General features: G+C 66.4%; 15 protein-coding genes and 1 tRNA gene. 1 reads left to right on the forward strand and 15 read right to left on the reverse strand.

The window, feature by feature from the left end; genetic code table 11:
* Nucleotides 1-15 precede the first annotated feature (15 nt).
* The 12 genes from GVL12_RS15180 to GVL12_RS15235 all read right to left on the reverse strand — a co-directional run bounded on the left by GVL12_RS15180 (nt 16) and on the right by GVL12_RS15235 (nt 12,099).
* Nucleotides 16-804 carry a 2,3-dihydro-2,3-dihydroxybenzoate dehydrogenase gene (locus tag GVL12_RS15180; protein WP_200843784.1) on the reverse strand — a complete coding sequence of 263 codons (789 nt, stop codon included), beginning with the start codon at nt 802-804 and terminating at the stop codon, nt 16-18.
* Between the two features lie 5 nt (nt 805-809).
* Complete coding sequence (locus tag GVL12_RS15185) at nt 810-1,457, reverse strand: isochorismatase family protein (RefSeq protein WP_159915479.1); 648 nt, start codon at nt 1,455-1,457, stop codon at nt 810-812.
* Between the two features lie 25 nt (nt 1,458-1,482).
* Nucleotides 1,483-2,724, reverse strand: coding sequence for an isochorismate synthase (locus GVL12_RS15190; RefSeq protein ID WP_200843785.1), 1,242 nt, complete (start codon nt 2,722-2,724; stop codon nt 1,483-1,485).
* Between the two features lies 1 nt (nt 2,725).
* Nucleotides 2,726-3,955 (reverse strand): MFS transporter, encoded by a 1,230-nt coding sequence (locus GVL12_RS15195; RefSeq protein WP_200843786.1) that lies wholly within the window; start codon nt 3,953-3,955, stop codon nt 2,726-2,728.
* Nucleotides 3,952-4,989: an alpha/beta hydrolase gene (locus GVL12_RS15200; RefSeq protein WP_235033876.1), complete on the reverse strand. Its 1,038-nt coding sequence runs from the start codon at nt 4,987-4,989 to the stop codon at nt 3,952-3,954. Before GVL12_RS15200 ends, GVL12_RS15195 begins: the two co-directional genes overlap by 4 nt.
* Nucleotides 4,989-5,762 carry a heme ABC transporter ATP-binding protein gene (locus tag GVL12_RS15205; RefSeq protein WP_159915483.1) on the reverse strand — a complete coding sequence of 258 codons (774 nt, stop codon included), beginning with the start codon at nt 5,760-5,762 and terminating at the stop codon, nt 4,989-4,991. The genes GVL12_RS15200 and GVL12_RS15205 overlap by 1 nt, the downstream gene beginning before the upstream one ends.
* Nucleotides 5,759-6,823, reverse strand: coding sequence for an iron ABC transporter permease (locus GVL12_RS15210; RefSeq protein WP_200843787.1), 1,065 nt, complete (start codon nt 6,821-6,823; stop codon nt 5,759-5,761). Before GVL12_RS15210 ends, GVL12_RS15205 begins: the two co-directional genes overlap by 4 nt.
* Nucleotides 6,820-7,812, reverse strand: coding sequence for an ABC transporter substrate-binding protein (locus tag GVL12_RS15215; RefSeq protein WP_159915485.1), 993 nt, complete (start codon nt 7,810-7,812; stop codon nt 6,820-6,822). Before GVL12_RS15215 ends, GVL12_RS15210 begins: the two co-directional genes overlap by 4 nt.
* 91 nt (nt 7,813-7,903) lie before the next feature.
* Entirely contained in the window at nt 7,904-9,424 is a 1,521-nt protein-coding gene (locus GVL12_RS15220) for a hypothetical protein (protein ID WP_200843788.1), read from the reverse strand.
* Complete coding sequence (locus GVL12_RS15225) at nt 9,421-9,921, reverse strand: Fur family transcriptional regulator (protein WP_159915487.1); 501 nt, start codon at nt 9,919-9,921, stop codon at nt 9,421-9,423. Before GVL12_RS15225 ends, GVL12_RS15220 begins: the two co-directional genes overlap by 4 nt.
* Nucleotides 9,922-9,933: 12 nt before the next feature.
* Nucleotides 9,934-10,998 carry an ABC transporter substrate-binding protein gene (locus GVL12_RS15230; RefSeq protein WP_159915489.1) on the reverse strand — a complete coding sequence of 355 codons (1,065 nt, stop codon included), beginning with the start codon at nt 10,996-10,998 and terminating at the stop codon, nt 9,934-9,936.
* 867 nt (nt 10,999-11,865) lie between these two features.
* Nucleotides 11,866-12,099 carry a hypothetical protein gene (locus tag GVL12_RS15235; protein WP_159915491.1) on the reverse strand — a complete coding sequence of 78 codons (234 nt, stop codon included), beginning with the start codon at nt 12,097-12,099 and terminating at the stop codon, nt 11,866-11,868.
* A 177-nt stretch (nt 12,100-12,276) separates the two neighbouring features.
* On the opposite strand from GVL12_RS15235, the gene GVL12_RS15240 reads away from it, so the two are divergent.
* Nucleotides 12,277-13,659 (forward strand): PLP-dependent aminotransferase family protein, encoded by a 1,383-nt coding sequence (locus tag GVL12_RS15240; protein WP_159915493.1) that lies wholly within the window; start codon nt 12,277-12,279, stop codon nt 13,657-13,659.
* A 257-nt stretch (nt 13,660-13,916) separates the two neighbouring features.
* Here GVL12_RS15240 and GVL12_RS15245 read toward each other — a convergent pair.
* From GVL12_RS15245 to pepN, 3 genes are all read right to left on the reverse strand, one after another.
* A tRNA-Thr gene (locus GVL12_RS15245) sits at nt 13,917-13,992 on the reverse strand.
* Nucleotides 13,993-14,004: 12 nt separating this feature from the next.
* The gene (locus GVL12_RS15250; RefSeq protein ID WP_159915495.1) at nt 14,005-15,012 is read right to left on the reverse strand and encodes a class 1 fructose-bisphosphatase; all 1,008 of its coding nucleotides are present in this window, start codon (nt 15,010-15,012) and stop codon (nt 14,005-14,007) included.
* A 97-nt stretch (nt 15,013-15,109) separates the two neighbouring features.
* On the reverse strand, nt 15,110-17,842 hold the full coding sequence (gene pepN / locus GVL12_RS15255; protein WP_159915497.1) for an aminopeptidase N: 2,733 nt from the start codon (nt 17,840-17,842) through the stop codon (nt 15,110-15,112).
* Nucleotides 17,843-17,844: the final 2 nt, after the last annotated feature.

Consider the following 17,844-nt stretch of genomic DNA (forward strand, 5'->3'; position numbering starts at 1 on the left):
CGTGGGGGAGGGGGGTCATTGGTCGAGCGTGGCGCCGCCGTCCACGCGCATGTCGTGCAGCGTGATGTGGCCCGCGCGGTCCGACAGCAGGAACAGGATGGCCTCGACGATGTCCTCGGGCGTGGCGATCTTGCGCAGCGGGATGCCCAGGCGAAAGGCCTTGGCATCCCCCTTGATCACGGTTTCGCGCGAGGAACCCAGGCGCCACATCGCGCGTTGCATCTCGGTATCGGTCGAACCCGGCGAGACGGTGTTGCAGCGCACGCCGTGCTCGGCCAGCTCCAGCGCGAGGCAGCGGCTGAACTGGGTGACGGCGGCCTTGGAGGCGGCGTACGCGCTCATCGCCGCGCGCGGCGCAGTGGCGGCGTTGGAGCTGACGTTGACGATGGAGCCGCGCTGGCGCTCGATCATGCCGCGCGTGACGGCGCGGCAGGTATTGAACACGCCGCCCATGTTGATGGCCATGGTGCGCGACCACTGGGTGTCGTCCAGTTCCGCCACGCGGCCCATCTGCAGCACGCCGGCCACGCAGGCGAGGTGGTCGACCGGGCCGAAGGCGTGCTCGGCAGCATCGACGGCGGCGTTCACCGCGTCCGAGTCGCTCACGTCCACGGTCCGGATCAGCAGCCGTTGCGCGGCATCGCCGCTTGAGGTGCGCAAGGCCTCTAGGCCTTGGGCATCCTGGTCGAGTGCGCTCACGCGCGCGCCGTCGCTCAGCAACTGCAACGCCAGCGCCATGCCAATGCCACCGGCGGCGCCGGTAATGAGGATGTGGCGTTGCCCGAATTCGGAGACGGAAGGCATGGTGTTCATGGCGTGGCCTGCTGCAGCGCGGCCCGGACCTGGGCCAGGGTGAGGCTCGCGCCGCAGCGGCGCGATACGTAATCGACCGCCATGCGGTGTTCGGCGAGCGAGAAATCGGCCACGGCATCGATGACCAGGAAGGGCTGGATGTCGCGCATGAAGGCTTCGAGCGCGGTGGCCATGCAGCCGATGTGCGCGTAGATGCCGCAGACGATGAGCTGGTCGCGGCCGAGTGCGCGCAGTTGCTCGGCGAGGTCGCTGCGCTGGAAGGCGCTGTAGCGCCACTTGGTCAGCACCACGTCGCCCGCGCGCGGCGCGAGCTCGTCGATGATGGGCTGCTCGGCGTGGAAGCGGGGGTCGGTGAGACCGGGGCCCCAGAAATCGTTGAGCAGCGCGCGGTCGTCTGCCGCTTGCTCCTGCGGCTGCGCCGTGTAGAACACCGGCACGCCAGCGGCGGCGCACAGTTCGCGCAGCGCGCTGGCGTTGGCCACGAGCGCAGGCACAGGGGACTGCGCACGGTCGAACTTGTTGAGGAAGTAGGCCTGCATGTCGTGCACCAGCAGGGCGGCGCGGCGCGGGTCCGGCAGCCAGGTGACGCGGTTGTTGACCGGATCGACCGGCATGGGATAAGGCGAGATGGCAGGAATGCTCATGACAGGATGAAAAAAGTGTGCTGGTTCAATCCACCGAAGACGCCATGCCCAGCGCGCTGAGCATGGTGCGGAATTTGGTGCCGGTTTCCCGGCTTTCGCTGCGCGGGTCGGAGCCGGGCACGATGCCGGCACCCGCATGCAGCCGCAGCGAGCGGCCGCGCAGTTCGGCGCAGCGCAGGCTCACGGCCCACTCGCCATTGCCCTGTGCGTCGCACCAGCCGACGAAGCCGGCGAACAGGCCTCGGTCGACGGGCTCCAGCGCTTCGATGACGCTGAACGCCCGCTCCAGCGGATGGCCGCACACGGCGGGTGTCGGGTGCAGCGCGAGTGCCAGATCAAGCGAGGTGGTGCCGGGGTCGGCGAGCTCGCCCGTCAGCGTGGTGGACAGATGCCACAGCGCGTCGGTGGCCAGCAGCGACGGACCTTCGGGCACCTCCAGCGTGCGGCACAGCGGGCGCAGGGCCTGCACGACGGCATCGATCACCACGGCGTGTTCGCGTCTGTCCTTGGAGGAGGCGAGCAGTTGCTGGCCCGCGAACTGGTCGTCGGTCGGCAGCGCACGGCGCGCGGCGGAGCCCGCCAGCGGGTTGACCACCACGCGCGTGCCGGTGCGCTGCACCAGCAGCTCGGGAGTGGCACCGATGAAAGCGGCGGGCTCGTTGCCGCGGTCGCCGTCTTCCGGCAGCGCGATGGCGAAGGTGTAGCCGTTCAGGTTCTTCTGCGCGAGCCGGCCGAGCAGGGCACGGCGGTCCGGTGCGCGGTCGAGCAGCAGGTCCAGCGAACGGGCCAGCACCACCTTGTCGAGTTCGCCGTGCTGCAAGCGCGCGAGTGCGTCGGCCACCGCTGATTCGTACACCGCCGGGTCCGGGCTGGGCGTGGCGCGTTCGGCGCGCACGTGCAAAGGGGCGGCGAGTGCATCGCCGGCCCGGGGCGCCTGGCCGATGTGCAACTGGCGCGGCACGCTCAGGCGCGCGGGGCGGCGCACGTCAAATGGCACGGCGCCCATGACCACGGGGCGGGCAATGCCGTGCATCTCGTTGGCCTCGCGCAGCAGCGCCTGTACTTGCTGGTTGAGCGCGCGGGCAGCCGCAGCGCGGGTGCTGGGCCGTGGCGCGTTGGGTGCTGTCGCGCAGGCCACTCCCTGGCCGAGCAAGGTGCGCGAAGGGGATGCGAAAAACTGGTCGCCGGGTTGGTAGAGCGCGAGCAGCGCGCCGCAAGCCGGGGCTTCGCCGGCATGGGTGGATGGTGTGTGGAAAGTGGACAACATGTCAGTGCTTCAAGGCGCTGCGCGGCTGTGTCCGCGAAGCTGTGTAGACGCTCAGTGCGATCAGGGCGCCGCCCACCACCAGGTAAGGAAGTGCGGGCGCCAGGCGGTACAGCAGCGTGCCGGCCAGCGGGCCCAGCACCATGCCCAGGCCTTGGGCGGCAGAGAGCACGCCAGCGGCTGCGCCTTGCTCATGCGGCTGCACGGCATTGGCGGCCATGGCCTGGAAGGTGGGGAAGATCAGGCCCATGCCGAAGGCTGCAAAGCCGTAGCTGGACAGGAGCGCGGCCTGGCTGTGGGCGAACAGCACGCTGGAGAAGCCCAGGCCGCCGATCAGCGCGCCGGTCCAGATCCAGCGCGTGGGCGGCACGCTCTTGCAGCGCATCACGAACTGTTGCGACACGATCAGCGACACGCCGACGGCGGCGAGCGACAGGCCTGCGACGCGCGCGCCTGCCTGCTCGCTGAGTCCGAGGCGGTCGATGGCGAAAAAGCCGACCAGCACCTGGGCGATGGCGACCGAGGTCATGGCCAGGAATGCGGTGGCGCATGCCTGGCGCAGGCGCGGGTCCCGCAGGCGCAGCGCGGCGCCCGGTCTTTTGCCGGCGTCGGCTACGGCATGGCTGGGCGCGCGGTGCGGCAGCGCCAAGCCGATCACCAGCAGCGCCAGCACCGGCAGCGTGGCTGCCGCGTAGAGCGCGATGCCCAGATCGCGCGTGGCAAGCCAGCCGGCGGCAGCCGGGCCGGCCACCATGCCCAGCGCGTTGGCCGTGCCGAGCTGGGCCATGCGGGAGGCGCGCAGCTGGGGCGGTGTGTGGTCCACGATGGTGGCTGCCGCGGTGGGCGGTACGGCGGCGTAGAAGGCGCCGATCAGCGCGCGCGTCACGATCAGCAGCGCGATGACCGCCAGCGGCGCGAGGTGGCCGCGCAGGGCCAGGTCCACGCCTATGGCCAGGGCGCCGTACACCAGCGCGAAGGCCGCCAGGCCGGCAAGCAGCACCGGCTTGCGGCCATGGCGGTCGCTCACGCCACCCCACCAGCGCGCCAGCAGCATCCAGAATACGCCGCCGACCGTGATGGACAGCCCCGCGACCCACTCGGGCAGGCCGAGCCGGCGCACGACGGGACCGATGACAGCGACGTAGGCCATCATTGCCATCGTGCCGGTGAGCGCGGCGATAGCCAGCGGCGCCATGCGAAATGGCCGAGGGGCTGTGGTGGTGGGTCCGGTCATCGGGCTGCGAATTCCAGCGTTGGCGGAATCGAGGTCGGGCGCATCGGGCCGTGGCCTATGCCGGGAAAGGGCTTCCAGGTCATGGTCATGCCGCGGCGCTCGCCCTGGCGCTCGGCCATGCGGGGTGTGGCATCGGGTGGCACGGCGCGGCGGCGTTCGCGCGCGGCCAGCACCACGGCCGGGTCCAGGCCCGGGCGCAGGGCGCGCGTTTCGCTCTGCACTTCCAGGCCGGCGCTGCCGGCCAGCATCAGCAGCGCGGTGCGGCCAGGCAGCGGCCGGGCCGCGGCTTCTACGTCGAGGATGAAACCGTCGTGCCACCACAGCGAGGGGTCGGCGGCGGCGTAGCGCGGGAACATCTGCGGGCGCGTGAACAGCGTGTACAGCGCCAGCAGGCCGCCATAGGAGTGACCCCAGAGCGTGGTGCGCGCCGGGTCGCTAGGCACGCGGCGGTGGATCTCGGGCAGGATCTTCTGCGCCATCAAGTCCAGAAAGATATCGGCGCCGCCGCCGAGGCGGTTGCGGGCCTGGTCGTCCCAGGTCGGGCTCTCGCCGGGCACGGCAGGCGTGTAGTCGAAGGAGCGGGCATCGACATCGACACCCAGGTCGGTTTCATAGCCCAGCGCGGCAATCGCCAGCGGCCGGTCGCTGGTGGCCAGCAGCGTGAGCTGCTCGTCGGTGAGCGAGCCGAACGCGGCATTGCCATCGAGCATCACCAGCAAGGGATAGCCGGTGCGCGGCGGCGCGGCCCTGGGAATGGCGAGCTGCACGCGGTAGTGGCGTTTTCCGTCCTTCGACTGCAGGTTGAAACGCTCGAAACGGTAGTGCATCGAATCACGGTCCGCAACGGTCGGGCCGACCGGACGCGTCAAGGCGTAAGCCGACAGGTCCTGGTTGATCGGTGGCAACGGCAGGGCGGAGAGGTCGGATGTCATGGGCTTCGATGTACTGGTGCAGCCGGCGAGTGCGGCGCCTGCGGCGAGCGCGAGCAACCGGCGACGGCCGGGCAGCAGGTGGTCGGGGGTGTAGGTCGGCATCATGGGTCGGTGGTGACAATCAAAGGGATGGGACGGGTCGGGTGTTCGATGACGGTGACGGTCTGGCCATAGATTTGTTCGATGCGCTCGCGCGTGAGCACTTCGCGTGGCGTGCCGTCGCCCGCCACGCGGCCGCCGCCGAGCATGACGATGCGGTCGGCGTAGGCGGCGGCGAGGTTCAGGTCGTGCAGCACGGCGATGACGCAGGTGCCCGAGCGGGTGAGGGCCTGCACGCTGCGCATCAGCGCCTCCTGGTGCTTGAGGTCCAGCGCTGCCGTGGGCTCGTCGAGCAGCACCAGCGGCGTCTGCTGCGCGAGCACGCGTGCGAAGCCGGTGCGCGCGGCTTCTCCGCCGGAGAGCGATGGCACTTCACGGTGCGCCAGCCGGGACACGTCGGCGTCGGCCAGGGCGGCGTTGACGATGGCTTCGTCGCGCGCCGGGTCGGGCGGGTGCGGCAGCCGGCCCATGACCACCACCTCGCGCACGCTGAAGGCGAAGCGCACCGCGTGGTCTTGCGGCAGCACGGCGCGCACGCGGGCCAGATCGCGCACGCGCCAGCCACCGATGGGGCGGCCCTGCAGCGTGACGCTGCCGCTGGTGGGCGCGTTGTCGGCTGCGATCAGCGAGAGCAGGGTCGATTTGCCCGCGCCGTTGGGGCCGACCAGCGCGGTCAGCGTGCCGGGCTGGAAGTCGAGCGACACGCTGTCCACCAGCATCTGGCCGTTGACCGCGAAGCACGCCTGGCGCAGGGCCAGCAGGGGTGCGGCGTTCATCGTGCACCTCCCGGGCGTTGCCTCAGCACCAGCCACAGGAAGAAGGGCGCGCCGATGGCGGCGGAGAACAGGCCGAGCGGAATTTCCGAGGGCGGGTCGAGCGTGCGCGCAGCGGTGTCTGCAATCACGATCAGCGTGGCGCCCGTCAGGGCCGAGAGCGGCAGCAGCCAGCGGTGGCCCGGCCCGGCGAGCAGCCGCACGATGTGCGGAACGACGAGGCCGACGAAACCTATGGTGCCGGCGAAGGCCACGGCCGCACCGACCAGCAGCGCAGAGAACATCACCAGCAGCGCGCGCGTGCGCTTCACGTCCAGGCCGATGTGCTGCGCCTGTCGCTCGCCCAGCGCGAGCATGTCGAGCGGCGTCGCCAGCGTCAGCATGCCGGCCAGGCCGATCAGGAATACCGGCAGCGCGGCGCCGAGGTCGGACCAGTTGGCCGAACCCAGCGAACCCATCTGCCAGAACACCAGCGACTGCAGCTGTGCGCTGCTGGCGCGGTAGGTGAAGAAGCCGATGGCGGCCGAGCAGGCCGCGCCGATGGCGATGCCCACCAGCAGCAGCGTCACCGTGCCGTTGCCGTGCCCGGGCCGGGCCAGCAGATAGATGAGCGTGGTGGACACGATGCCGCCGAGAAAGGCCGCGACGGGCACTGTCCAGTCGCCCAGTGCGGTGGCGCCGAGCACGATGGCAGCGACTGCGCCCAGGGCGGCGCCCTGGCTCACGCCGACGACGCCGGGGTCGGCCAGCGGGTTGCCGAACAGGCCTTGCAAGCCGGCACCGGCCAGCGCCAGCGCGGCGCCCACCAGCGCACCCATGAGCGCGCGCGGGATGCGCAGGTTCCAGACCACGGCGATGTCGCGTGCGCTCAGCCCTTCGGCGTCGGCCAGGCCGAAGCGTGCGAACACGATGCGCAGCACATCGCCCGGCGCGACCTTGAGCGGCCCGATGCCGAAGGAGAAGATGATGGCGGCCAGCAGACATGTCGCCAGCACCAGCAGCAGCCAGGGGCCGCTGGGGCGACGCACCCCGGCGTGCAGGGGAGGGTGGACGGCGGTGCTCACTTGGCGCCGGTGGCAAATGCCTTGAACGCCCGTGCCAGCGCGATCGCGCCGGCGCCCGACTGGCTGCCCACGACCTTGAGCTGCACGTCGGGCATCACCCAGACGCGGTTGGCTTGTCCGGCGGGCGTCTGCCTGAGCGTCGGGTAGTTGCGCCACAGGCCGGCTTCACCGCCGAAGAGTTCCAGGTCGCTGCGGGTGATCAGCACCACATCGGGCATGGCGGCCACCACGCCTTCATGGCTCAGGGCGGTGTAGTCGCCGGTGTTGGCGGCGTCGCCGATGTTGATGCCGCCGGCCAGCCGGATGAGCTGGGCGGCAGCCGTGTCCTTGCCGCCCACGGTGGGCTTGCCGCCGCCGCCGGTGGCGGAGACGTGGATCACGCGGGGGCGGCGGGTGAGTGGCTTGCCGATGGCGGCAGCCTCGTCCAGTTGCTGCTGCACGGCTTTGGCCAGCGTCTCGCCTTCGGTGGTCAGGCCGAACACGGCCGCCACCTTGCGGATTTTTTGCGGTGCGGGCTGCAGGTCGTCAACGACGACGGCGGGCAGCGCGGTGGCGCGCAGGGTTTCGGACAGCTTGCCGTGGCGGCGCAGGCTGTTGCCCAGGAACAGCGTGCCGTCCAGGCTCAGCACGCCCTCGGCACCTGTGGTGCGGTTGAACAGAAAGTGGTGCGGCGCCTTGCGGCCCGCTTCGGTGATGGCGCTCTCGGGTGCGGCGAAGACGCGATCGCCCAGACCCAGCGTTTCCATGATGTCAATCACGTCATCCCCCCCGGCGATGACGCGCGCGACATCGGCCACGCGCACGACTGCGCCGTCATCGGATGTGGCGGACGCAGGCAGGCGTGGCATGGCCTTGATCGCCTTGATGGTCTGCGGGCCGGCCACCTGCTGCCAGCCCCGGGGCTGCGGCTGGGCCGAAGCCCCGGGGGTGAAGACCGTGGCGAGCACGGCCAGGCCGAGGGCTGACGAGATACGTGTGAGAGTGAACATGGGAAAAAGCCAAAACGTGAAATGCACTGACGCGCCCTTGCGAGAACCCCGGGGTTTTCGCGGCGCGCCAGCGCGGTGGTTGCCTCAGCGATCAGCGCGGCTTGATGTAGGTGATCTGGTCGCCCTTGGGATCATCGGTTCCGCGTGCCTTGTTGATCGCGAACGCGCCGCCCTTGCCGTCAACCACGACGTGATTCGGGTAGCTGCCACCGGGCAGGTTGGCAACGATCTTTCCGTCGGCATCCACCACCGTGACGGTGTCGGCGCCGCGATTGCTGACATAGGCCAGGCGCGTCACCTGATCGAAGGCCACATTGAGTGCGCCGGCGCCGACCTTGACCTCGTGCAGCGTCTTTCCTGTGGCGACATCGACGATCAGCAGGTTGTCGGAACCCTGCGAGGCGACCAGCAGCCGGTTGGCCGTGCGGTCATACGCCACGCCAATGGCCGACAGCGCGCCATCGAGTGCAAAGACCTTTTCAACGGTGTCGTTGGCGGTATTGATGACAGCCGCTTCATTGGTGCTCATGCTGACCGTGTAGAGGCGGTCGTTGGCGGCATCCAGCTCGAGGCTCATGGCCGAGAACGGCTTGGCTTCTGCGTTGTTGCCTCGGCCCGTGCCCGCGGCAAGAGACGACGGAATCTGCAGGTCTTTCAGGAAAGTCAGCGTCTTGGTGTCGAACACCGAGATCGAGCCCTTGTTCAGGGGCGTGACATAGGCCTTGCCATGCTTGGTGTCGATCTGGACGTCACGCGGATGCGGCACGGCGTCCGGTTCGAACTGCTTGATCAGCTTCAGGTCTGCCTGGTTGTAGACGGCCAGCGTGTTCTGGCGGGTGTTGGTGACCCACACCGTGCCATTGGCATCATCCACCCCGATGCCGTAGACCGCGTACAAGGCGGGTTTGGCGGGCGCGGCGGCGGCAGGTGCTGCCGTAGCGTTCGCGCGCGGCGCGGGGGCGGGCGCGGCGGCGGGGGTGACGCGCGCTTCGATGGCCAGCGTCTGGGGATGGACCTTCAGCAACTCGGTTTGGGTCACTGGCGGACGTCCAACGGCCGAGGTCACGAAGACCCGGTCATTCTTCATGCTGTAGGCGGCTTGATAGAGGCCGTTCGTGAGCTTGCTGGCTTTCAGATCGAAGCGATCCAGGCCCGACAAGGGGAGATTGGGCGACACCTTGAGCGCAACCACCAGGGCCGCAGTCGGTTTGACCGCATTGACCACCAGCGAGTGGCGGCCGGCTTGCGCGGAGGCCGGCACCTTGAACTGGGTCTTGAATGTCCCGTCGGCGCCCACGGTGGCAGGGGAGCCACTCAAGGTCGTGTCGCCATAGAGCAAGCTCACCTGCTGGCCTGGCTTGAAGTCCCGGCCCGCAATCTTGACCTCGGTGCCTGCGACGATCAAGGGCGTCTCGACGACGCTGACCTTGCCCTGGAAGTTTGAATCCGGTGATTCAAAGGTGGTGGTGGCACATGCCGTCAAGGCCAGCGTGAGCGAGAGTGCGGCTATGCGCTTGGTTTGCATAGAGTGGCTCATGGTTTTCCCCGTTTGTGAACTGATGAAGAATGCTTTTCGCGTGTGGCGAAATGGTTTATGGGTGTCAATGGTCATGCGCATGGTTTTGCTGAAAATTCCTGTCGTCCTTGTTCGCTGCTGCGTGCAGACAAAGAGCCGGTGCTGGCTCTTGCGGGCTGAGCCGGCGATGGCGAGGCCAAGCCTTCGCGTCTCGCCGCAGCGAGCAGCCACGCATGGAGGTCTGAGTCGGTCAGATGGATGCTGTGGTGGCAATTGCCGCAGACCAGCTGGAATGAGGCGATGCATTCGGCAGAGTGGATGCGATAGAAAGCTGTCCCACGTTCGTCCCACCCTCGCTGCAGCAGCCCGGCTTGCGCAAACCGGTGCATGACACGGTAAACAGTGCTGAGGCTTGCGCTTGCGCCGCGTTGGGGCAATTGTCGGAACACGTCTTCCGCAGTAAGACCCTCGGCGGCGGCTTCAATTGCCTGCAGCATGGCTATGCGTGCCGTGGTGGCGCGCAAGCCTGCTTTGCGCAGCCTTTGCATCAAGCTGGCATTCACCGCCGATTCCGCAGAGGCTGAACCTGCCATGGCGCACAACACTCAGCGGCCCTCGTGCTTTTCGAACTCCGCCTTGATTCGGCGAAGGCTGGTTTCCAGAAGGCCCAGGCTTCCGGCCATGGTGTACCAGGCGGCGCCACCTTGATCCAGATAGATGACCTTGTTCTGCTTCCATGCGGTGCTGTTCGAGATGACTGGGGTGGCAGCCATTGCCTCGGCGGCCTTGGCGGGGCCGAAAGCCGCGTTGCGGTCGACGACGAAGAGCCATTTCGGATCGCGTGCCATGACTTCTGCGAAATACCTGGCTTCGGCCGCTTGCTGTGTCTGGCGGGCAGCCTCTGCGGCGGCTTTTGTGGCGGCATCGGCATCCTCGGGAATAGAGGCTGATGGGCGACCGGTGCTCAGGCCCTCTCCCTCGCCCGGCAGGAGTACCGGTCGAATGCCAATCACGTCATAAAGCATGCCAAAGCGTGCGCCGATCTGTTGCGGCATCACGCGGTTGCCAACGCCGAAGAGGACCAGGCCCGTGCCCTGCCTGGCGGCGGCTTCACGCACAGCGCGCACGTCATCCAGCAAGGCATTGGCTTTCTCGATGGCCTGCCTTTCCTTGCCGAAGGCAGCGCCCACCGTCAGGATGTTCTGCACCACGCTATCGACCAGGCTGGTGTTGCTGATGCCCAGCTCGACGACTGGTGCGATGCTTTTGAGCTGGTCTTGAAGGCCGCGTGAGCGACTGTCCAGCACGATGACGTCGGGCTTGAGCGATTTGAGTTGCTCGACTTGTGGATTGGGGGCATTTTGCGGTGCTGAACGGCCTCCCGCGCTGACGAGCTTGACGTAGCTGTCTGACGCGTATTTTTTCGCCAGAGCGTCCGGCCAGCGCATGTTTGCGTCAGCAGCAGGAGGGGCGGGCACAATGGCGGCCTCGATGCCAAGTGCATCCAGGATCTCCAATGCCGCCAATCCCATTGCCGCAATTTTCCTGGGAGACGAGGGCACCAACGTTTCCGTTGGGTTGGAGGTGGGGCCTTGGGCATAAGCAGCCGAAGCGCCTAACAGTGCCAGGGTCGACGTGGCCATCAATGCGCGACGTGAAAGATGATTCAAATGGGTCTCCCTGAAGGGGCTTGTGCACGGCATGAAGAGTTCTCAGATAGCGTTGAGTGCATTGAAATCTTGTTGTCTATCGAGATCCTTCACCCCGGCTTCGAATGAGGCTGGAGGTTGGGTCAGGGGCTGCACATGACTGCTGGATTCGATACACTCGCCTTGCGTCGAGTGGGGTCGTTGCCTGCAAGGAAATGGTGCAAACGAGAATGGTATGCATTTGCAAGTTGAAAAGTTTGTCAACTTGTGGCGGGCCCAAGCCGGGCGTCGCGGTGCGCGATGAGGTGGGCGCGGCCGAGCTGCCGGGGCAGGCCTCGGGGCGTGGGCAACTCCTTCGACGGCAAGAGCGCCATCGTCCAGCACGTCCGCGCGTTGCAGGTGCGGCGCAGCCTTGCTCAGTTTCGCGCCAGCGATTCAACGACCTTGACTCTGAGGGCGTTGAATCGGGTGGGCATGTCATTTGCTGGCGCTGGTGGCTGCCGATTGACCGTGGCCAGGTGCTTCGAAGGGCTCGCGTTTCCCGAGCTCATCCACGCCTGTGCGGTGCCACGGCTCTGGACCTACGGCAGGGTCACAGCACCATGCTCTTGCAGGCAGCGAGTTCGGCATGAACAAAAGGCTTTGCATACCGAGCGGCCGCGCAATCGGCCAGAAGCGGACATCTACCCACGTCAAGGTTTCTGCCCGAAACCCATGGCTTCAGCCGCGTCATCTGAAGCAAGTGGCTTCCCGAGTGCCTTGAGCCAAAGGCAGCCTGCAACAGCGACGCCAGGCAGATTGCCTTCTTCGATGAAGTGACAGGTTATGGTCGTCCGACGAATGCAAGTTTCGCTGCATTGCTGGATATCGGCCGACCATTCTTTGCCATCATGGGAGGCTCAAGTCCAAACCGAGCATCCTGGCAAGGGCGAAGGTGCAGAGCCCCAGGCCCAGGAGCGTCAGCATGAAGACGCCAGCCACCTTGCCGCCTGCGAGCAGCACCGCGCGTCTGTCCGTCCCCTTCTTTCCCTGGTCGTAATGCCACTTGACGGCAAAGAACATGCATGTGCCCAGCGTGAGAAGCTTGAAGATAACGAAGACTACAGGGATCCAATCGATCATTTTGAGAATTTCCAGCCTATGACTTGACACGGTCTACCGTGAGGAGCACCACCTCCCCGATGGGAGAGGCGAAAACGCCAGCGACTGCCATACAAGAATGGTGTTGCTGCATGTACTGGGACATACTACTTAAAAGCAATTTCCATACATCGAGACAAGACGTCGGCGTTGAAAACCATGCAAGATGACAATTCACCAATCTGGTTGCCGCGATTGGCCGTGCAGGGCGGCCCCCGCTTTTTGCAGATTGCGGATGCGTTGCAGGCGGCTGTGGCAGACGGAACGCTGCAACCGGGTGACCGTCTGCCTCCGCAGCGCCAGTTGGCAGCACGGCTGGACGTCGACCTGACGACGATCACGCGCGCATACGACGAAGCCAGGCGCCGCCACTTGCTGGAGGGACGCGGCGCTCGAGGCACTTATGTCGCGGCGCCGAAAGTCGAATGGACCGCCATCCTCGATCTGAGCATGAATACCCCGCCACCGCCGGAGGGCGTGGACTTCGACGACATGTTGAAACAAGGTCTGTCTCAAGTATTGATGAGGGTAGATACTGGATTGCTGATGACGTACCACCTGGGTGGGGGAAGCGACTCCGACCGCAAGGCCGGAGCCAAATGGCTGGCGCCGATGTTTGGATATCTGGATTCAGGGCAGGTGGTCGTCTGTCCGGGTGCGCAAGCGGCGATCGCCGCATTGATTCTTGCGCTGACGGAGCCTGGCGATGTGATCCTGGCAGAGCCAACCAGTTATCCTGGCTTGCGTGTCGCAGCGACCCAATTCGGCCGGCGCATCATTGCCGTGGAAGCGGACAGGCACGGGATGGTGCCTGAGGCGCTAAGCCAAGCGTGCCGCCAGCACAAGCCCGGGCTGGTCTACCTCAATCCGACATTGCAGAACCCGACCGCCATCACCATGGCGGAACGCCGGCGCCAGGAGCTCGCCAGCATCGCCAAGCGCTGCAATGTACGCATCGTCGAGGACGACCCCTACTGGCTTCTCGCCGAAGCCCCGCCACCACCCATTGCCACGTTGGCTCCGGAACAGGTGTACTACATCTCCACCCTGTCGAAATGCCTGACGCCCGGCTTGCGTGTCGCCTTCGTGCTCATACGTGACCCGCACGAACGCGAACGTTTCCTGGTCGCGCTCAGATCATTTGCGCTGATGGCCGCTCCTTTGACGGCCGCACTGGCCACGCAGTGGATCTTCGACGGTTCTGCTGTCGAATTGATGGAAGGCGTACGCAAGGAGGCGCGTCTGCGCCACCGCATGGCCAGGGATATTCTGGCGGGGCGGTACAGCGGCGCTGGAGACGGCCTGCATGTATGGCTGGAGTTGCCGGGGTATTGGAGCCCCTCACAGCTTGCGCGTGCCGCCGACAGCGAGGGCATAGCCGTCACGCCGGCGGAGGCATTCGCCACTGGCAGCGCATCCGTGAATGCCATTCGGATCTCCTTGGGCAGCATCAAGGACCGTGGACGCTTGCAGGCGGGGCTTCAACGGCTGTCTCATCTGCTTGCGCGGCGGCCCGAGTCGTTCAGCGCTGCTGTGGTTTAACGGTCCAGGAAACACGGTGCATCATTCAGGCGTTCTCTCAATGCGGTCGCACATGGGTTTGCTGCCTCGGTGTTGATGCATCGTGAGATCACGCGCGAAAGTGGACTGACTGGAAGAAAGCTACGTGAGCCGTGCAGCAAGGCCAGCCGCCTGCCGAAAAAAGCGAAACCCTGTACCGCTGGCTACACAGCGGCTATACGGAGTAGAAAAAGAAAAACCCCGCTATGCAAAACATAGCAGGGTTTCCTTTACTGACTTGGTGCCGGAGAGATGAATCGAACACCCGACCTTCTCATTACGAATGAGCTGCTCTACCGACTGAGCTACACCGGCTGAAGACTCAAATTATATACCAGAATGATAGCTCGTCACGCGATCGACCTCATTTTTTGAGCCCAGGATCACGCTCACGCGCTCGTGCAGTTGCGTGGGCTTGATTTCCAGGATGCGTTGCTTGCCGTTCGTGGCCGCGCCGCCGGCCTGTTCGATCAGCCAGCTCATGGGGTTGGCTTCGTACAGCAGGCGCAGCTTGCCGGGTTTGTTGGGCTCGCGCTGGTCCCAGGGGTACATGAAGATGCCGCCGCGCATCAGGATGCGGTGCACGTCGGCGACCATGGAGGCGATCCAGCGCATGTTGAAGTTCTTGCCGCGCGGGCCGTCTTCTCCGGCCAGGCATTCATCGACGTAGCGCTTCACGGGGGCATCCCAGTGGCGCATGTTCGACATGTTGATCGCGAATTCCTTGGTGTCTTCGGGGATGCGGATGTTTTCGCGCACCAGGATGAACGAGCCCTGTTCGCGGTCCAGCGTGAACATGGCCACGCCGTCGCCCACCGTGAGCACCAACGTGGTCTGCGGGCCGTAGATGCAGTAGCCGGCCGCGACCTGCTCGAGGCCGGGCTGCATGAAGTCTTCGTCATGCACGCCGGGGTGGCCTTCGGGCTTCTTGAGCACGCTGAAGATGGTGCCGATCGAGACGTTGACGTCGATGTTGGACGAGCCGTCGAGCGGATCGAACATCAGCAGGTATTCGCCCTGGGGATAGCGGTTGGGCACCACGTAGATGCCTTCCATTTCCTCGGACGCCATGGCGGCGAGGTGGCCGCCCCATTCATTGGCTTCGATCAGCACTTCGTTGGCGATGATGTCGAGCTTCTTTTGCATTTCACCCTGCACGTTCTCGGAGCCGGCCGAGCCCATGACGTCACCGAGCTCGCCCTTGTTGACGGCAAAGCTGATGCGCTTGCAGGCGCGTGCGACGACTTCGAGCAGCAGGCGCAGCTGCGGAGGGATGCGGCCGTCGACGCGTTGCTGTTCGACGAGGTAGCGGGTCAGGCTGGGACGTTTGCTCATGGCGGAAATCCAGTAATTACAAAAAGGGAGAGGGCAGACGCAGAAAAAGCCCGGGCGCCGGCATCGAGACCTGCGCCCGGGATGCGTCTGCAGTCATTCAGTCGGCCAGCGCGCGGGTCACGACTTCGCGGACATCGTTGCTGAGGTCGGGGCGCGCGGCCACGCGGGCAATCGCTTCGCGCGCGGCGCTGCGGTAGGGCTCGGCGAGTTTCTTCCAGCGGTCCAGGGCGCGCGCCAGGCGTGCCGCGACCTGCGGGTTGATCGCGTCGAGCTCGATCACGCGCTCGCTCCAGAACCGGTAGCCGGCGGCGTCCAGGCGGTGGAAGCCGCCCGGGTTGCCGCTGCAGAAGCTGAAGATCACGCTGCGCGCCCGGTTGGGGTTTTGCAGCTGGAAGTCAGGGTGCAGCATCAATTGCTTGACGGCCGCCAGCACCTGGCCGCCGCGGTCGGTGGCGCCGGCCTGCAGCGCAAACCACTTGTCGAGCACCAGCGCCTCGGTCTTGAACAGCGCATGGAAGCGCGCCAGCGCGTCGCTGGCCAGCGGGTGGCCGCTGTGCACCAGCGCCGAGAGCGCGGCCATGCGGTCGGTCATGTTGGCCGCGTCCTTGAAGCTCTGGTAGGCGCGGCCGGGCCAGACGGCGTCGCCGGTCTGGCGCGCGTCGAGGCACAGCATCTGCAGTGCCATGCCGGTCAGCGCGCGCCGGCCAGACGATACCGGGTCGGGCCTGTAGGCGCCCGTGTCCTGGTGGTTTTCCCAGGCCCAGGCCCAGTCGTCGCGCAAGGCGGCGGCGAGCTGCTGGCGCAGCGTTTCGCGCACCGCGTGCACGCGCTGGGGGTCGACCTCGTCGAGCTGTTCCGAGAGGTAGCTTTCCGAGGGCAGGCTCAGCACCAGTTCCTTGTAGGCGGCATCGAGCGTGGGATGGCGCAGCACGCTGCGCATGGCTTCGGTGAAAGGCTCGGGCAACAGGTTCTGCGCGATTTCGCCATTGGCCTGGACGAGCACCGCCGGGTTGTTGATCGCGCCCAGCGCAATGCGCAGGGCCAGGCGCTGGCCGGCTTCCCAGCGGTTGAACGCATCACTGTCCTGCGCGAGCAGGGTCAGCAGTGCGTCGTCGCTGTATTCATATTGCAGGCCCACCGGCGCGGTGAAGCCGCGCAGCAGCGAAGGCACGGGCGCCTGCGCGACGCCGCTGAAGACAAAGTTTTGCTCGGCCTCGGTCAGCACCAGCAGGCGGGTGTCGGCCGGGCTGCCGGCCATGCCGGCGGCGTCCAGCAGTTGCACGGTCTGGGCCGCACCGTCGGCCGTCAGCAGGCCGACTTCGACGGGGATCACGAACGGCAGCTTCTCAGGCTGGCCGGGCGTGGGCGCGCAGCTTTGGCGCAGCGTCAGCGTATAGGTCTTCGCGTCGGCGTCGTAGACACCGCTGGCCGCGACCTGGGGCGTGCCGGCCTGGCTGTACCAGCGCTTGAATTGCTCCAGGCGCTCGCTCAGCTCGCTGCCTGGATTGGCGTCGGCGATGGCCTGGGCGAAATCGTCGCAGGTCACGGCCTGGCCGTCATGGCGCTCGAAATACAGCGCCATGCCCTTGGCGAAGCCTTCGCGGCCTACCAGGGTGTGCATCATGCGCACGACTTCCGCGCCTTTTTCGTAGATCGTGACGGTGTAGAAGTTGTTGATCTCGAGGTAGCTGTCGGGCCGCACGGGGTGGGCCATCGGGCCTGCGTCCTCGGCGAACTGCACGGTGCGCAGCACGCGCACGTCCTCGATGCGCTTGACGGCGCGTGCCGACGGCGTGCCGGCCAGGTCCATGCTGAACTCCTGGTCGCGGAACACCGTCAGGCCTTCCTTGAGGCTCAGCTGGAACCAGTCGCGGCAGGTGATGCGGTTGCCGGTCCAGTTGTGGAAGTATTCATGGCCGACCACGCTTTCGATGTTCGCGTAGTCGACGTCGGTGGCCGTGGCCTGGTTCGCCAACACATATTTCGTGTTGAAGATGTTCAGGCCCTTGTTCTCCATCGCGCCCATGTTGAAGTCGCTGGTGGCGACGATCATGAAGCGGTCCAGGTCCAGCGACAGGCCGAAGCGCGCTTCGTCCCAGGCGACGCTGGCCATCAGCGAGTTCATCGCGTGCTCGGTCTTCTCGAGGTCGCCGGGGCGCACGTAGACCTGCAGCAGGTGTTCCTTGCCCGCGCGGCTGGTGATGCGCTGCTCGCGCGCCACGAGCTGGCCAGCGACCAGCGCGAACAGGTAGCAGGGCTTGCGGTGCGGGTCGACCCACTTGGCGAAATGCCGGCCCTCGTTGCCCGGGCCCTGCAGATCGCCGCTGTCGACCAGGTTGCCGTTGGACAGCAGCACCGGGAACAGCGCCTTGTCGGCGCGCAGCGTGACGCTGTACATCGCCATCACGTCGGGACGGTCGAGGAAGTAGGTGATGCGCCGGAAGCCTTCGGCTTCACACTGCGTGAAGAACGTGCCTTCGCTCACATACAGACCCATGAGCTTGGTGTTCTTCACCGGTGCGCAGGTGGTGAAGATCTCGAGCTCGACGGGCGCATCGCCCTCGGGCAGGTTCTCGAGCACCAGTGCGCTGCCGTCCATCTTGAATGACGTGCCTTCGCCGTTGACCATCACGCGCGCGAGGTTGAGCTCGTCGCCATCGAGGCGCAAGGCCCTGGCCGGCACGTCGGGGTTGCGGCGCACGCGCATGCGGTTGAGCACGCGGGTCTTGGCCGGGTCGAGATCGAAAGTCAGGTCCACGGTGTCTATCCACCAGGCCGGAGCCTGGTAATCGGCACGTTGTGTGGGTTTTGCTTGTCCTTCACGCAGCATGG

Origin of the sequence: Pantoea sp. 18069 (assembly GCF_902706035.1) — a bacterium.
GTDB lineage: Bacteria > Pseudomonadota > Gammaproteobacteria > Burkholderiales > Burkholderiaceae_C > Comamonas.

What these genes read in the sequence shown, in the direction of transcription:
- GVL12_RS15180 (WP_200843784.1), bottom strand. Translation starts at nt 804, where the DNA reads ATGCCTTCCGTCTCCGAATTCGGGCAACGCCACATCCTCATTACCGGC.
- GVL12_RS15250 (WP_159915495.1), bottom strand. Translation starts at nt 15,012, where the DNA reads ATGAGCAAACGTCCCAGCCTGACCCGCTACCTCGTCGAACAGCAACGC.
- GVL12_RS15185 (WP_159915479.1), bottom strand. Translation starts at nt 1,457, where the DNA reads ATGAGCATTCCTGCCATCTCGCCTTATCCCATGCCGGTCGATCCGGTC.
- GVL12_RS15205 (WP_159915483.1), bottom strand. Translation starts at nt 5,762, where the DNA reads ATGAACGCCGCACCCCTGCTGGCCCTGCGCCAGGCGTGCTTCGCGGTC.
- GVL12_RS15225 (WP_159915487.1), bottom strand. Translation starts at nt 9,921, where the DNA reads ATGGCAGGTTCAGCCTCTGCGGAATCGGCGGTGAATGCCAGCTTGATG.
- GVL12_RS15195 (WP_200843786.1), bottom strand. Translation starts at nt 3,955, where the DNA reads ATGACCGGACCCACCACCACAGCCCCTCGGCCATTTCGCATGGCGCCG.
- GVL12_RS15215 (WP_159915485.1), bottom strand. Translation starts at nt 7,812, where the DNA reads ATGTTCACTCTCACACGTATCTCGTCAGCCCTCGGCCTGGCCGTGCTC.
- GVL12_RS15200 (WP_235033876.1), bottom strand. Translation starts at nt 4,989, where the DNA reads ATGCCGACCTACACCCCCGACCACCTGCTGCCCGGCCGTCGCCGGTTG.
- pepN (WP_159915497.1), bottom strand. Translation starts at nt 17,842, where the DNA reads ATGCTGCGTGAAGGACAAGCAAAACCCACACAACGTGCCGATTACCAG.
- GVL12_RS15190 (WP_200843785.1), bottom strand. Translation starts at nt 2,724, where the DNA reads ATGTTGTCCACTTTCCACACACCATCCACCCATGCCGGCGAAGCCCCG.
- GVL12_RS15235 (WP_159915491.1), bottom strand. Translation starts at nt 12,099, where the DNA reads ATGATCGATTGGATCCCTGTAGTCTTCGTTATCTTCAAGCTTCTCACG.
- GVL12_RS15220 (WP_200843788.1), bottom strand. Translation starts at nt 9,424, where the DNA reads ATGACCATTGACACCCATAAACCATTTCGCCACACGCGAAAAGCATTC.
- GVL12_RS15240 (WP_159915493.1), top strand. Translation starts at nt 12,277, where the DNA reads ATGCAAGATGACAATTCACCAATCTGGTTGCCGCGATTGGCCGTGCAG.